The organism is Alkanindiges hydrocarboniclasticus, from assembly GCF_001982605.1.
In the GTDB taxonomy this organism is placed as follows: Bacteria; Pseudomonadota; Gammaproteobacteria; order Pseudomonadales; family Moraxellaceae; genus Alkanindiges; species Alkanindiges hydrocarboniclasticus.
The window spans coordinates 14,683-29,489 of the sequence record NZ_MLCN01000030.1 but is presented as its reverse complement, the minus strand read 5'-3'; the positions used below and the strand labels follow the sequence as shown (position 1 = coordinate 29,489).

Sequence of the window (14,807 nt, the reverse complement as noted above, 5' to 3'; positions counted from 1 at the left end):
ACCCTCCCAACCTCCCTTATTGAAGGGAGGCTTTTGGTCTTTTAACTGATGACAGTAGAATCTTCTGATCCATTGCTTAAATATCGTGAGCAACATAAAAACCGCTTAAGCTACATGCCATGGCTATACTGGCGTTTAAAGCCCAAGCACAAGGAATGGGCGCAGGCATGGCAGCAGGAATATCAGGATTATTTGCAAAGCATGGAAAGCGTGCAGATTGGTAAGGACTGTTTTATTTCACCGGATGCACACCTGTTTGCCGAGCCAAACCGCGATATTATTATTGGTGATGGTAGTTTTATTGCAGCCGATTGTGTGCTGCATGGCCCTATTACACTGGGCAAACAAGTGGCCTTAAATCATCATTGCACGCTGGATGGCGGCCGCAAGGGTATTCATATTAGCGACAATGCCAGACTGGCTGCCTATTGCCATATCTATGCGTTTAATCATGGCATGAAACTCGACAGTACCATTCATGAGCAGGCCGTTAGTTCAACCGGAATTCAGATTGGAAAAGATGTTTGGCTGGGAGCCAATGTTGGTGTGGTTGATGGTGTCAATATTGAGGACTTTGCTGTTATTGGAATGGACAGTACCGTTACCCGTCATGTAGAAGCCTATGCCATTATGGCGGGCAGTCCTGCCAAAAAAACGGGGATCGGCGCGACAAGAAATAACTTTAGTGCATTTACTGGCTTAAGTTTTTATTATTCAATAATATATCTTTAAAACATTACTATAAAATATAAGGAAAATCATGCTGCTTTTAAAACTGACTATTGTGCCTTTATTTATTGCACTGGTTACCTTGGCTGGAAAAAAATGGGGTGCGCAACTGGCAGGCCTGCTGGGTGGTTTGCCGATAGTTGCCGGGCCAATTGTTATATTTCTGGCATTAGAGCAGGGACAGGCGTTTGGCGTTGTTGCATCAACTTCTGCCATTGTTTCAGTAGTTGCATTATTGGCTTTTGGCTTAGCCTATAGCTGGCTGAGTTTGTCAAAAAGCTGGCCAGTGACTTACGCATTGTCGCTTTTGGTCTGGCTGGCTACCGCATTTTTATTGGCACAACTAACCTTGACACCTTTTTTTGCAGTGATTTTGGCTTTAATAGCTATTGTACTGACACCTGTTTTATTGCCGAAAGTTTCATTTGAGCCAATGGGTTCAAGCACTTTGAAGGATTTACCGCTACGATTAATATCAGGCGCTGTTTTAACCCTTGCAGTAACGCAATCAGCGCAATTACTGGGCGGCAACTGGAGTGGCATACTGGCAGTATTTCCAGTGATTGGCTCGGTGCTCGCGATATTTACCCATCGTAGTCAGGGTGCCGCAGCCGTCACACAGTTATATCGCGGCATGGTAAAGGGCTTATGTTCATTGAGTCTGTTTTTTCTAATTCTTACTATTACATGGCAGAGTCATGGGTTTTGGTGGCCAGTTATTATTGCGATAATCAGTGCTTTAAGTTTGCAACTGATATTTCGCTTGCCTATATTTTTAAGATTATCTGTTTTTAAGTTGAATACGGCTAGCACCACAAAAAATTAAAATAATTTAAAGGCGCTTATAATGGCCGATCCAATAAATCAGTCATTATAAGCTCCTACTTTTAAACCAACTCAGCGCAGATTTTTTCAGCCAACTGCCTGATTTTCTCTTGATCACCCATTTGTGTGGCATGCTTGCCCAGTTCATGAATGGAACTTGGGATTAAATGAAAGTGAATATGCGGTACGGTTTGTCCGGCTTTGCTGCCATTCAGTTGCATCAGCACAATACCTTCTGCACCCAATGCCTTTTTAATGGCACTGCCCACTTTTTGTACAATATTGATGGTATAAGCTGCTGAATCGGCAGATAGATCCATTAGCGTTTCAGCTGGTTCCTTGGGAATTACCAGTGTATGCCCGTCAGCCTGCGGCATGATATCCATAAAGGCTAAAGTTTTGTCATCTTCATACACCTTGGTGCAAGGAATTTCACCACGTAAAATTTTGGCAAAAATATTCTGGTCATCATAAGCCATGGCAAGGCTCCTTTATTTTGGGGTAACAGTAGTAACAGGGTTGAAAAAATTTAAAAAATAACTGGTTAGCTTAATTCAATATTGGTCCAGCGTTCCAGCATTTTGACTGCTGCTGAAAAGTCGCTGTCACTGGCTGAGGTGTCGCTGGCCGCGCGAATCAGGCTTTGGGTGAGCGCTAAAACCGGAGCAGGCAGTTTGGCTCGCTGCACCAGATCAAGGGCAATACCTGCATCCTTGGCCAGCAAATTTAAGGCAAATGTATTGGGAAAGCTGCGGTTAAAAACCCGCTGTGGCAAAACGGTTTCAGTGGCATTGCTTTTGCCGCTAGAGGCATTAATACAGGCCAGTGCACCCTGCATATCTACACCATGTGCTTTTAGGGCACTAAAGCCCTCAGCCGCTGCCCATAAGTTAACGGCCAGTAGCATATTGTTGACGGCTTTGACTGCAAATCCCGATCCACTGTCACCCACATGCTGGATCAAGCCGGCAAAGGGTTCAATGGCAGGACGAGCACGTAACAGGGCATTGGCATTACCCCCCACCATGACTGTTAAAGTGCCTTTTTCTGCACCAATCGTCTGGCCTGAAACCGGGGCATCCAGAAAAGCCACATCACGGGCCTGCAAGTGTGCATTCAGGTATTGTGCTGAGGTGGGCTCACCACTGGTGCAATCCACCCAGATACTGCCAGCCTTGGGCAAATGCTCGGCGATCAGGGTTTCAACTTCGCTACTGGTGGGTAGGCAGGAGAAAATGATATCGGCTTGTACCGCGTCTTCAATGCTAACAGCCCGGGTGCCAAATTCTGCTGCATGTTGTTGTGCCTTGCTAAATGTCCGGTTCCAAACCCGCACATCAGCAAATGCTTTGGGAAGATGTGCAGCCATGCGCCATCCCATGGCACCCAGCCCAATAAATGCAACAGAGTTGATCGTCATTACCCACTTTTTCCTGAAAATCTGGTTAAGGTGCCGCCAAGACTAATCAACAAAAAGCAGTCTTTGCAAGCCTAACTTGAGCGTGTTGACAGCCAGTTTGCCATCAGTGGCCAGAATTCTGTGGCCGCCTGCTGGCTACTCATTAACCCCACATGGCCACCAGCAATGGTGGTAAAGGTTGTGTCATCAGTCCCCAGCAGACGGGTTAGCGGACGTACAGAGTCGACAGTGACCATGCCATCATTGCGTCCACCACCTGCCAGTAGCGAAGCATGAATGTCTTTGAGATAAACGGTCTTGCCACCAATTGGAAACTCACCACGGCTCAAGCTGTTTTCCATCCATACTTTTAGCAGCATATCGCGATTTATGCCACCGGGATAATCCACCATATTGTTTAAAAATGAACCCAGCGTGGCGTGTGCCTCAACAGCCTTGCGGTCATCCAGTTGACGGAGCAGGTTAATATGGCCTTTAAGGGTGCCAACCGGGTCAAGCAACTTAAATCCCAGGGCATTTGACCAGCCGGGAGAGTGCAACAATGGCGCTGGCAACTGCCGCGGATGCAGACCGATTTTGTTCTGTAACCAGCGGAAGCTGTTTCCGGCATGGCGATAAAGCCTGCCAATACCACCAGATGCATAGGCATCAATTGGCGTGCCCAGAATAATAATATTTTTAATGTCTGGGTCTTTGGTGGCTGCTGCATAGAGCAAAGTAAATACACCAGCCATGCTCCAGCCATGCAATGTAACCTGCTGCTGGCCACTGTGCTGGCGCACCTGAGCCAGCATGTTTGGCATAAGCTCCAGCACATAATGCTCAAAATTCAGGTTTGCATGCTTGCGTGATGGATTACCCCAGTCCATCAGGTAAACGTCAAAGCCCTGTGCTGTAAAATAGCTAACCAGCGAACGGTCATTAAACAGGTCATAAATTTCCATATTAATGGCCAGCGGTGCAACAAATACCAGCGGAACCCGGTATTTTTTAGAGGCATTGGCTGCAGCCGCATAGTAGCGCAAAGTCGCCAGCCCATCATGATAAACCTCCTGATAAGCCGTTCTGCCAGATTGCACCAGTGGCGCCTTGTTAAACAACCGGTCATAGGCATTAATCAGGCGTGGATTCTTGCGTAACTGGCTCATGGATTTCAACGGCTTGGGTTTTGAGGTGAATGCCTTGGGTTTAAACAAATTGGACATGGCAGAACTCTAGGAATATGTTGTAACGGGATACAGCAGGTAAACCACAATAGCTTCAAAGGCTATATGCGATAACCTGTCATATAATACAATAGCGCTAATTTTAAACCGATACAGCCGCTGAAGATTTGGCTTTATTGACAATTTGTATTTTCAAAACCATCAATTGCTGACTTATCCAATTCTTTGTCAATTTCAATAGGAACTCATCCCAGCTAAATAGCAATTTTCTAATAATTTAACCTTGACGGGTAGGTTTGCCGCTCTCACAATTACCCTTTGTTTTATTCATGTGTTTTTAAGCACTTCGAGAGAAAAAATGAGTCAATCGCCTGATTTTGAGCCTAATACATTTAGTAGTACCGTGCCGGATCAGGAGCAGCAAAGCCAGCATTTTGACACCATTGCATTGCGTACTGGCCATCATCGCACGCATGAAGGCGAACATGGCGAACCTATTTTTCTAACCTCTTCGTTTGTCTATCAAAGTGCTGCGGATGCTGCGGCTTACTTTTCCAACCAAAAGCAGGGCAATATATACTCGCGTTTTACCAATCCTACCGTGCGCATGTTTGAAGAACGACTGGCCGCACTGGAGGGGGGCGAGCGCTGTGTGGCCACGTCTTCCGGGATGGGCGCCATTCTGGCAACAGCGCTGGCGTTTCTCAAGGCTGGGGATCATGTCGTGTGTTCGCGTGCGGTATTTGGTACTACTACCGCCATGTTTGACAAATACATGCGCAAGTTTGGCGTGGATATTACGTTTGTTGACTTAACAGATTTGAACCAGTGGCAAAATGCCATCCAGCCGGGCAAAACCAGACTGTTTTTTTGTGAATCTCCCAGTAATCCGTTGTCGGAAGTGGCTGACTTAACTGTACTGGCCAGTCTGGCCCATCAGCATGATATTCTGCTGGCTGTAGACAACTGTTTTTGTACCCCAGCCTTACAGCAACCGCTAAAATTTGGTGTTGATCTGGTTATTCATTCTGCAACCAAATATCTGGATGGGCAGGGCCGTGCGCTCGGCGGCGCTGTGGTGGGTAATGCCAAGTTACTTGAAGAAGTATTTGCAGTAATTCGTACTTGTGGCCCCAGCATGAGTCCGTTCAATGCATGGGTATTCCTTAAGGGACTTGAAACCCTGCGCCTGCGGATGGATGCGCACTCAAAAAGTGCATTGCAACTGGCAAACTGGTTACAAGCCCATCCTGCGGTTGAAAAAGTATTTTATAGTGGTCTGGAAAGTCATCCCGGCCATGCGCTAGCCAAACAGCAGCAGCGGGCATTCGGCGGCATAGTATCGTTTATTGTAAAAGGCGAGCGTGATGGTGCATGGGCCGTCATTGACCAGACCAGATTTATTTCCATTACTGGTAATCTGGGTGACGCTAAATCTACTATTACGCATCCGGCCACGACAACGCATGGCAAGCTACCCGCCGAAGCTAAAGCTGCGGCAGGTATTGTAGAAGGCTTGCTGCGCGTATCGGTAGGTCTGGAAGATATTGATGATATCAAAGCTGACTTGGCGCGTGGTCTTGACCAGCTGGTTTAAATCCATTTAATCCGTTTTATTTCTTATTTATCAGGAGTTATGACATGAACATCAATATGCTGATGCAGCAAGCACAACGCATGCAAAAAGATATGGAAGTCAATATCAAGAAGGCCAAGGAACAACTGGCACAGACCGAAGTGCAAGGCGAAGCTGGCGGCGGTCTGGTGAAAGTGACCATGAATGGACGTTTTGTGGTAAAGCGTCTTCAGATTGATCCCGAGTTACTAAAAGACGAAGCAGACATCATTGAAGATTTAATTGCCGCCGCCATTAATGATGCAGTACGTCAGGCTGAAACTGTTTCAGAAGAAACCATGCAAAAAGCCAATAGTGGCATGGGACTTCCACCGGGAATGGCAGGCCTGTTTTAATTCAGGATTTATAGCGCAGGATGACTATGTCGGAAATGTTTTTTTCCAGTGGTAAGGCTTTACCAAGCCTTATTCTTCCAACGCCTAGCATAGCTACCTTATGGAGCACTTGCGTGGCAAAGCTATTCACTTTTGCGCTCGGGCCGTGTAGTGCTTTGCGAACCCTCGCCGTTCGCCGCATAGCTGCTCATCTTGCACTCGGAGCGAGCATGAGAAGCATTGCTTCGCAAGGACTGGTCCTCGCTCATGTTTAGTCCAGCTTTCGATGAACTGGTGCAGCGCCTGCGGGTGCTGCCGGGTATTGGTCCCAAATCGGCGCAGCGCATGGCTTTACACCTGCTGTCCCGTAATCGGCATGGGGCGCTGGATCTGGCACATGCACTGAATCATGCCATGCACTCCATCCAGAACTGTACGGTATGCCGTTCACTGTCTGAAAAAGAAGTTTGCAATATCTGTATTTCGAATGACCGTGACCAGTACTTACTCTGTGTGGTTGAGTCCCCTGCCGATGTGATTGCCATTGAGCAAAGTGGCAGTTTCAAGGGCAAGTATTTTGTGCTGGGTGGTCATTTGTCACCACTGGATGGCATTGGCCCGGAAGAAATTGGCATCCCGTTATTGTTATCCCGCATTAATCATGAAGAAATCAGTGAAGTCATTCTGGCAACCAATGCTACAGTCGAAGGTCAAGCCACTGCACACTACATTATTGAAGCCAGCAAAAACCTGCCTATCAAGGTAACCCGGATCGCTCAGGGCGTACCACAGGGCGGTGAACTGGAATACGTGGATAGCCATACTTTGAGTCAGGCCCTGCAATATCGTTTATCAGTGCGTTAAAGCATTTTAAGTTTGGCTAATTAATAAGCTAAAAAAAGGATAATATCTGAGCATATACTGGCTAAAAAGTGTCTAAATGGTTGGCTTATTGCTTAAATTATTGCTTTTAACTTGTCAGCCCTTAGGCAACATGGCTTAATGGTTTCCTAGATTATTACGGTAGAAAATGGATGTTCCAGTACATCACTCAGCAGGATCAGCTGTATGATTTGTACGCTGTCATGGCGAGTACAGATACGTATGCTCTGGATACCGAATTTATTAAAGTCAATACATTAAGACCTTGTCTGGGATTATTGCAAATTAATGTGGAAGGACAGGTATTTTTACTGGATGGTAAAACCCTGGACTTAACCGATTTATGGCTGCTTATTTTTAATGCACGCCTGAATATTTTGCATGCCTGCGGTGAAGACCTTGACCTGATTCACTATTATGCCAACCAGAAACCGCTCTCCAATGTATTTGATACCCAAGTTGGGCTAGCCTTTTTGGGGCATGGCCTGCAACTCAGCTATCAGCAGGCCTTAAGCCAAGAGCTCGATATACAGATTGATAAGGGTGAAACCCGTTCTGACTGGCTGGCGCGTCCGCTACGTCCAGAGCAGTTGCAATATGCTGCCAATGATGTCATTCATTTGCCGGCACTGGCCAAAACCATTCAGGAGCAGCTCCAGCAAAAGCAACTGTGGGAATATGTGCTGCAAGACTGCCAGACCTGCGCGCATGAAATTGCCAGCGATACGCCGCTTACTGAGTTGTATCTTGATGTGGCAAACTTTCGTTATAACCGCAAGCAACTGGCCCAGCTTCAGCAACTGTGCATCTGGCGTGAACAGATTGCCCGTGCCACCGACCAGCCCAAAAGTTTTATTTTAAAAAACAGTACCATGGTTGATTTGCTGGATAAGCAGCCCATGAATGCTTACCAGATGCAGCGTATCAAGGATTTACGTCCCAATGTACTGCGCGAGCATGGTAAAACCATTCTGGATTTAATGCATTACCTGCCGGAACATTCACAGTGGCCAGGACGCTTGCCAAGGCCTTTGCGCTTTAAAAACAATGAATTGCTTGATCAGGTAAACCATTATGTGACGTCAGTCAGCCAGAGTATTCAAGTGCCTGCTGAAGTGTTGCTGCGCAAGAAATGGCTTAGTGCCATGATCAATCTTATTGCCTTAAAAGAAGATGAAAGCAAATTACCGGCTTATTTACTGGGCTGGCGCTATGATTTGCTGACCCGGCCAATTTTAAGCTTGCTGAGCCAGCAACAACAGGCGCTGGCCGCAGAAATGTCCCCCGTCGACTAGCAATGTATTAGCAAATTTTACTCGCCAGTCTAAACTTTCAGTCAATGGCATTCCTTCAAATTAGTGTATGCTAGGCGGGTTATTTGTGATAAATGTTGAAATGTATGCATTGCGATATTTATAAATCCAGCAAAAAAGATGAAATGTATCTCTACATTGCGCGTCCGGGTTATCCAGATGATGCCGATGTATTGGACCCGCTTGCTGTAGTACCAGCATCCTTAAGGCAGGCTTTTGGCCGTGCTACCTTTGTCATGCATCTGGAACTGCAACCTGAACGCAAACTGGCCCGCGTTAATGTTCTGGACGTGCTGCATGCCTTCGAGCAGCAAGGGTATTTCCTGCAGCTTCCACCAGAAGGGCTGATCTCAGCAACAGCACCTGCGCCAGAGGGTTTGCGTGGTGCCTAATCTATTTGCGTTTCTCGACACTATTCCTGAGTATTATCTGGCAATTGCGGTATATCTGGGTGGCAGCCTGTTTGTGCTGTGGCTCTGGTATTTTATTGCACGGGCACTGCCGCGGCCAATTGGCGGCATGAGCTGGATTTTGCTGTTTGCATTATTGTTGTCCCCAACCATTACTGAAGGCACCAATGCCAAGATTGCGCCAGCTATTGTTGGGCTGATGTTTGGTTTCCTGACCGATGAAAAACACCTGATCTGGTCTAATCTGGTTCCTATTCTGTTTGTAGCAGCACTTGGATTTTTTCTGGGATATTTGTGGAACAAGTATCAGGAATACCGCGAGCCCACTACTGAATAAGCGGCACTCATTAAACCGGATGGCTATTTGTAATGAAAGTCTTTCTAGCCAATCTCTTTCTTTTGTAATGACCTTATTGTGACGAATCCAATGAATAATCAACAGCAAAAATTTAGCGGTACAGACCAGTACATTGCCACAGATAACTTGCGTCTGGCAGTTAATGCAGCGCGTACCCTGCAAAAACCATTACTGGTTAAAGGGGAGCCGGGCACTGGTAAGACATTGCTTGCCGAACAGGTTGCAAAAAGTCTGGGCATGAAACTGATTACCTGGCATATCAAGTCAACGACCAAGGCGCAGCAAGGCCTGTATGAATACGATGCGGTATCGCGCCTGCGTGATAGCCAACTGGGTGACAGCAAGGTTTATGATATTGGCCACTACATCAAGCCGGGTAAATTGTGGGAAGCGTTTACCAGTGATGAGCGCTGTGTACTGCTGATTGACGAGATTGACAAAGCGGATATCGAATTCCCTAACGATTTGCTGCATGAGCTGGATCGTATGGCATTTTATGTCTATGAAACCGGCGAAACGATTAGTGCCAGACAGCGTCCTGTGGTTATCATTACCTCAAACAATGAAAAAGAATTGCCGGATGCTTTCTTGCGCCGCTGCTTCTTTCATTATATTGAGTTTCCTGATGAAGCCACGATGCGCCAGATTATTGACGTGCATTTCCCTAATATTCGCGAAGGGCTGGTTAGTGAAGCACTACAGATTTTCTTTAAGCTGCGGGACGTACCGGGCCTTAAAAAGCCACCGTCTACCAGTGAGCTGATTGACTGGTTAAGCCTATTAATGGCTGATGACATGCCGGAAGATGTACTGCGCAAGCGTGACCCGAAATCAGCAATTCCCCCATTATATGGTGCGCTGATCAAGAACGAGCAGGACGTGCAATTGCTGGAGCGCCTTGCTTTTATGTCGCGTCGCTAACCTGATTTATAAGCTGGGCAGTCCATGTTTGTTCATCTGTTTTATACCCTGAAAAAATACGGTGTACCGGTAACCACTACGGAACTGCTGGATTTGAATCAAGCCGTTCAGGCCGGTTTGGTGTTTGCAGATCGTGAAGCATTTTATCATCTGGCCAAATTGTGTCTGGTCAAGGATGAGCGTTATTACGACAAGTTTGACCGGGCTATCAAGGATTATTTTGAAGGTATCCAGTCGCTTGATGCAGATGACTTGCTGGAACGGCTTAAACAGATTCCACCGGAGTGGCTGGATCTGGAATTACTGGAAAAAACCCTGACGCCTGAAGAAAAAGCCTTACTGGAAAAAGCCGGGTCATTGGAAGAACTGATGAAAATGTTGCAGGAACGCCTGCGTGAGCAACATAAAAAGCATCAGGGCGGCAATAAAATGATTGGCACGGGTGGCACTTCGCCATTTGGTGCTTATGGTGATAATCCTGAGGGTGTACGTATTGGCGGGCCGGGTAGGCAGCGCTCAGCGGTTAAAGTTTGGGAGCAGCGCCAGTACCGTAACCTTGATGATGATCAGGTACTGGGTACACGCCAGATGCAGATTGCCATGCGCCGTTTACGTCGCTTTGCACGGCAGGGTGCAGCCGAGGAGCTGGATGTAGACAGCACTATTTATTCAACAGCCAAGCAGGGCATTTTAGACATCCAGATGGTGCCTGAACGCCGTAACCGGGTTAAAGTGCTGATGCTGTTTGATATTGGTGGCTCTATGGATAGCTATATCCAGCAGTGTGAAAAGCTGTTTAGTGCGGCTAAATCCGAATTTAAGACACTGGAATTCTTTTATTTTCATAACTGTCTGTATGATCATGTCTGGAAAGACAATTTACGCCGTTCCAGCAGTCGCATGAGCACCTGGGATTTAATGCATACGTATGGCAAGGATTATCGTGTGATCTTTGTTGGCGATGCCAGTATGGCACCTTATGAGCTAATGTCGCGTGGTGGTTCGGTTGAATACATGAATGATGAACCGGGCAATGTCTGGTTACAGCGCATGCGCCATCATTTTAGTAAAACCGCATGGCTCAATCCCGAAGATGACAGCTATTGGCATTACACCCAAACTATTGCAGCCATTAAACATATTTTTGAAGACAAGATGTTTCCCATGACCTTAAAAGGCATTGAAGACATGACCCGTTATTTATCCCGGTGATCAGTAGCTTTTTTCATGGTTTGTCTAATCCATGTTTTAAGGCAATAAAAAGAGCGAGGATTTCCCGCTCTTTTTTTACAACGATAAAGCTAAGTTATTTAGCCGGCATATTTTGTTGCAGGAAACCATACAGATAGCTTGTACCTTCCGTAATGACAGTACCATGATCCTTGCCGGGCAGATAAGCCACATTAACAGTATTGCCTTTTTCCTTTAGCTGACTTTCTAAAAGACGGGTTGCCGCAGCAGGCACTGTGGTGTCCGCTTCACCTTGAATGATGAGCATTGGCTGACTTACCTGTTTGGTTGCCAGTTTTGAATTATTCAGGAACTCGGCAATAGCAGGTACATTGTAGAACGTCGTAGACAGGCCTGGATAAAGCGTTGAGGCATTAGCCGGAACATCATAATAGGCGGTAATATCGCTACTAAATGCACCACCTAATGGCGTAATGCATTCGGATTCTGCCTTGGCAGCAATAGTAGCCGAACGGTTACTGGTGAAGGCATCTGTATAATTAAAATCAGGGTGACTTTCACGGATACCAGCACTAACCAAAGCGGAGAAAGCTTGCAGGCCTGGTAGTATTGCTTTGGCTGTTGGAACTCCGGCTGCCGTCGGTAGGGCATTTGCAACCTGTTGATAACCCCCACCTAAAATAGCATCAAGGTTGGAGGCAGGAGCATAGGCAACTACACCCTTAAAGTTTAAACCTGCTTCATCAGCACGCTCGGCCGCCGCAATGGCAGCATGACCACCCTGAGAATGGCCAACGACAACCCAGTTTTCAGAAAGCTGATTGCGATATTGTTGCTCGGCTGCTTTTAAAGCAGAAATAATGGATTGGCTTTCACTTTTTGCATTTAAAAACGGATGAATTCCCGTACTGCCCAATCCTTCATAATCAGGTGCTATTACCGCATAACCCTGACTCAGCAATTGTTTTACCAAAGGCAAAGTACCACCCAGATTAAACTGGCCATTACTATCTGTTAGGTTACTCGGTGCACATTGATCTGCAACACCGGTCGTACCATGCGCCCAGACGATGACTGGCCAGCCAGCAGTTGGCATGGTTCCTTTTGGAATCATCACAACTGCCGTTGCTGTGGTTTGCCCACCGGTCACAGAAGGCATTTTATAAGTTATTTTCTGGCTAACACTGGTATCTGCTTCAGTTTGTTGTGGTGCATAGTTTTCAGTTTTAGTGACTAAACTGGTAGAAACATTATTGGAAGCGTTATCGTTATCGTCGTCGTTACAACCAGCCAATATTAAAGCAGAAGCAAGGACCGTTACTGAAAATAATTTGGGCAGAGCAATAAGATGACTCATATAAAATCCTTTTATTTACTGAGGAGATTAATCATTAAAAGCCAAGATATATGAATACAGTGAGCATTATATTTCTCAAATGTTTTACCTGAAAAAGCTTTTAATGAGGGTGCAAATAATTTGCAAAATAGATATAGCACAGCAATAGCAAGAAGGGCAATAACAAAAAAATATCGAAAAATATAAAACTAAAGTGTTTATTTAATGAACGGACTTTATTGAAACAGTGAAATAAATTTTAGTCTGATTATTTTGTAATAAACTGAATTTTGAGAAAGATTAAAATATTTTTAACCGAGCAACGTTTTTATTTTGCTGGAAACAATACTGGCATCTGCACGACCCGCGATTTTTGGACGTAATGCATTCATTACTTTGCCCATATCGCGAATGGTCGTGGCGCCTTGATTGCTAATTTCATTTTCAATCAGTGTATCCAGTTCTTGCTCGGATAACGCTGTTGGTAGAAATTGACTTATCACCCCGATTTCGAATTGTTCTTTAGCAGCCAGATCCTCACGTCCTGCACTAGAAAAGGCAGAAATAGATTCCTTGCGTTGCTTAATTTGTTTCTCTAAAACTGCCAATACTCGTGCGTCATCCAGTTCTTCACGAGTATCAACCTCTATTTGCTTGATTGCAGCCTGCACACTACGAATTACCGTTACAGTATCCATATCGCGTTCGCGCATGGATGCTTTTAATGCTTCAGTAATCTGGGATTTTAATGCAGACATGGCAAACAGACCTTACTAATTAATAGTTATTAAATTAAACGATTAATTAGTACAAGCGAGTTGTACGAACAGACTCACGAGCCAGTTTTTTCGCGTAACGCTTTACAGCAGCAGCTTTTTTACGCTTACGCTCTTGAGTTGGCTTTTCGTAGAATTCGCGCTTGCGCACGTCAGCCAATACACCTGCTTTTTCGCAAGAACGCTTAAAACGACGGATCGCAACGTCAACTGGTTCGCCTTCTTTCAACTTAACTTGTGGCATGTAACATCCTCTGGAGGTTGATATTAACGCGCCTGATGTTTATCCAGTCATTGGATAGATACAAAGCAAGGACGCAGTAAAGGCCAGTATTTTACGCGTTTACATCTACAAGAACAAGACTATAATAACTCCGTTTGTAGTTATTTTTTATGCAGGACTTTTGCGGGTAGGCACCTTATGCTGGTTTTAGGCTTGGAAACATCCTGTGATGAAACGGGTTTGGCGTTATTTGATAGTGAACGCGGCTTATTGGGACAGGTTTTATATAGCCAGATTCAACTGCATGCCGAGTATGGCGGGGTAGTGCCAGAGTTGGCTTCACGGGATCATGTGCGCAAATTAATTCCATTGCTGGAGCAATTGTTGCAGCAAACCGGCGTGACAAAACAGCAAATTAATGCCATTGCCTATACCCGTGGACCGGGCCTGATGGGTGCTTTAATGACGGGTGCATTATTTGGCCGCACGCTGGCTTATGCACTGAATATTCCAGCTATTGGGGTACATCATATGGAAGGGCATTTGCTGGCCCCTTTATTATCCAGTAAACCACCCCAATTTCCCTTTGTTGCCTTGCTGGTGTCTGGTGGGCATACCCAGTTAATGGCTGCTTATGGGATTGGCCAGTATGAGCTTCTGGGTGAATCCATTGATGATGCAGCAGGTGAGGCGTTTGATAAAGTTGCCAAGATGATGGGGCTGCCCTATCCGGGTGGGCCAAATATTGCCAAACTGGCCTTACAGGGTGACCCTAAATCATTTGATTTGCCACGGCCCCTGATGCATCAGGCCCTGGATTTTTCTTTTAGTGGAATGAAAACGGCTGTGCTTACGCGTTATAACAAGGTAAAAGGACAGGGACGTGAGGCGGATCTGGCTGCCAGCTTTCAGGAAGCTATGGTTGATACCTTGGTGAAAAAAGCTATTCGTGCCTTAAAGCACACCGGGTTAAAGCAACTGGTGATTGCAGGCGGGGTGAGTGCCAACCAGCTATTGCGTGAACGACTGGAAAGCGACCTGAAAAAAATTAAGTCACAGGTTTATTATGCAGAACCTGCCTTATGTACCGATAACGGCGCCATGATTGCCTTTGCAGGCTGGCAACGCCTAAAAGCCGGCCAAATGGATGATTTAAGTGTTACTACCACACCGCGCTGGCCCATGAGTGAGTTGCAACCGCCTGCATGAGGCTTTTCTGGCGCTTGGTCAGATTTCTGGCTGATCGAAGCTATTTATGCTGGCCGCTCAGTTCTGGTTGTGCTGGCCGCTTAGTTTCGCCTGTGGAG

At 46.0% G+C, this 14,807-nt stretch carries 17 protein-coding genes; 11 read left to right on the top strand and 6 right to left on the bottom strand.

From position 1 onward, the window contains the following. Nucleotides 1–48: 48 nt before the first annotated feature. Together BKE30_RS11825 and BKE30_RS11820 are read left to right on the top strand one after the other, a co-directional pair. Entirely contained in the window at nucleotides 49–732 is a 684-nt protein-coding gene (locus tag BKE30_RS11825; protein WP_076878794.1) for an acyltransferase, read from the top strand. A gap of 28 nt (nucleotides 733–760) precedes the next feature. Next, nucleotides 761–1,555, top strand: coding sequence for a hypothetical protein (locus BKE30_RS11820; protein WP_076878793.1), 795 nt, complete (start codon nucleotides 761–763; stop codon nucleotides 1,553–1,555). Between the two features lie 61 nt (nucleotides 1,556–1,616). On the opposite strand, the gene BKE30_RS11815 is transcribed toward BKE30_RS11820, so the two are convergent. The 3 genes from BKE30_RS11815 to BKE30_RS11805 form a co-directional block, all read right to left on the bottom strand. Beyond that, nucleotides 1,617–2,033: an HIT family protein gene (locus tag BKE30_RS11815; RefSeq protein WP_076878792.1), complete on the bottom strand. Its 417-nt coding sequence runs from the start codon at nucleotides 2,031–2,033 to the stop codon at nucleotides 1,617–1,619. A gap of 65 nt (nucleotides 2,034–2,098) precedes the next feature. Further along, a complete protein-coding gene (locus BKE30_RS11810) occupies nucleotides 2,099–2,974 on the bottom strand; it encodes an NAD(P)-dependent oxidoreductase (protein WP_076878791.1) in 876 nt (291 codons plus the stop codon). A 71-nt stretch (nucleotides 2,975–3,045) separates the two neighbouring features. Beyond that, the gene (locus BKE30_RS11805) at nucleotides 3,046–4,179 is read right to left on the bottom strand and encodes an alpha/beta fold hydrolase (RefSeq protein WP_227518398.1); all 1,134 of its coding nucleotides are present in this window, start codon (nucleotides 4,177–4,179) and stop codon (nucleotides 3,046–3,048) included. Between the two features lie 364 nt (nucleotides 4,180–4,543). Between BKE30_RS11805 and BKE30_RS11800 the strand changes: the two genes are divergently transcribed. The 8 genes from BKE30_RS11800 (at nucleotide 4,544) to BKE30_RS11760 (ending at nucleotide 11,186) form a co-directional block, all read left to right on the top strand. Next, on the top strand, nucleotides 4,544–5,737 hold the full coding sequence (locus BKE30_RS11800; RefSeq protein WP_076878854.1) for an O-succinylhomoserine sulfhydrylase: 1,194 nt from the start codon (nucleotides 4,544–4,546) through the stop codon (nucleotides 5,735–5,737). 44 nt (nucleotides 5,738–5,781) lie between these two features. Then, a complete protein-coding gene (locus tag BKE30_RS11795) occupies nucleotides 5,782–6,111 on the top strand; it encodes a YbaB/EbfC family nucleoid-associated protein (protein ID WP_076878790.1) in 330 nt (109 codons plus the stop codon). A gap of 246 nt (nucleotides 6,112–6,357) precedes the next feature. Then, nucleotides 6,358–6,954 carry a recombination mediator RecR gene (recR, locus tag BKE30_RS11785; protein ID WP_076878788.1) on the top strand — a complete coding sequence of 199 codons (597 nt, stop codon included), beginning with the start codon at nucleotides 6,358–6,360 and terminating at the stop codon, nucleotides 6,952–6,954. A gap of 170 nt (nucleotides 6,955–7,124) precedes the next feature. After that, complete coding sequence (locus tag BKE30_RS11780; RefSeq protein ID WP_076878787.1) at nucleotides 7,125–8,267, top strand: ribonuclease D; 1,143 nt, start codon at nucleotides 7,125–7,127, stop codon at nucleotides 8,265–8,267. 104 nt (nucleotides 8,268–8,371) lie between these two features. Next, on the top strand, nucleotides 8,372–8,677 hold the full coding sequence (locus BKE30_RS11775) for a YcgL domain-containing protein (RefSeq protein WP_076878786.1): 306 nt from the start codon (nucleotides 8,372–8,374) through the stop codon (nucleotides 8,675–8,677). Further along, a complete protein-coding gene (locus tag BKE30_RS11770) occupies nucleotides 8,670–9,032 on the top strand; it encodes a hypothetical protein (RefSeq protein ID WP_076878853.1) in 363 nt (120 codons plus the stop codon). Before BKE30_RS11775 ends, BKE30_RS11770 begins: the two co-directional genes overlap by 8 nt. Before the next feature lie 90 nt (nucleotides 9,033–9,122). Next, nucleotides 9,123–9,974 (top strand): AAA family ATPase, encoded by an 852-nt coding sequence (locus BKE30_RS11765; protein ID WP_076878785.1) that lies wholly within the window; start codon nucleotides 9,123–9,125, stop codon nucleotides 9,972–9,974. 24 nt (nucleotides 9,975–9,998) lie between these two features. Further along, on the top strand, nucleotides 9,999–11,186 hold the full coding sequence (locus tag BKE30_RS11760) for a vWA domain-containing protein (protein WP_076878784.1): 1,188 nt from the start codon (nucleotides 9,999–10,001) through the stop codon (nucleotides 11,184–11,186). Between the two features lie 94 nt (nucleotides 11,187–11,280). Here BKE30_RS11760 and BKE30_RS11755 read toward each other — a convergent pair whose 3' ends face one another. The 3 genes from BKE30_RS11755 to rpsU all read right to left on the bottom strand — a co-directional run bounded on the left by BKE30_RS11755 (nucleotide 11,281) and on the right by rpsU (nucleotide 13,521). Continuing rightward, nucleotides 11,281–12,522, bottom strand: a complete 1,242-nt coding sequence (locus tag BKE30_RS11755) for an alpha/beta hydrolase family protein (RefSeq protein ID WP_076878783.1) — start codon at nucleotides 12,520–12,522, stop codon at nucleotides 11,281–11,283. A 290-nt stretch (nucleotides 12,523–12,812) separates the two neighbouring features. Beyond that, nucleotides 12,813–13,259 carry a GatB/YqeY domain-containing protein gene (locus tag BKE30_RS11750; protein ID WP_076878782.1) on the bottom strand — a complete coding sequence of 149 codons (447 nt, stop codon included), beginning with the start codon at nucleotides 13,257–13,259 and terminating at the stop codon, nucleotides 12,813–12,815. 46 nt (nucleotides 13,260–13,305) lie between these two features. After that, entirely contained in the window at nucleotides 13,306–13,521 is a 216-nt protein-coding gene (gene rpsU / locus BKE30_RS11745; protein WP_026470322.1) for a 30S ribosomal protein S21, read from the bottom strand. Between the two features lie 177 nt (nucleotides 13,522–13,698). On the opposite strand from rpsU, the gene tsaD reads away from it, so the two are divergent. Continuing rightward, entirely contained in the window at nucleotides 13,699–14,709 is a 1,011-nt protein-coding gene (gene tsaD / locus BKE30_RS11740; protein WP_076878781.1) for a tRNA (adenosine(37)-N6)-threonylcarbamoyltransferase complex transferase subunit TsaD, read from the top strand. Nucleotides 14,710–14,807 lie beyond the last annotated feature (98 nt).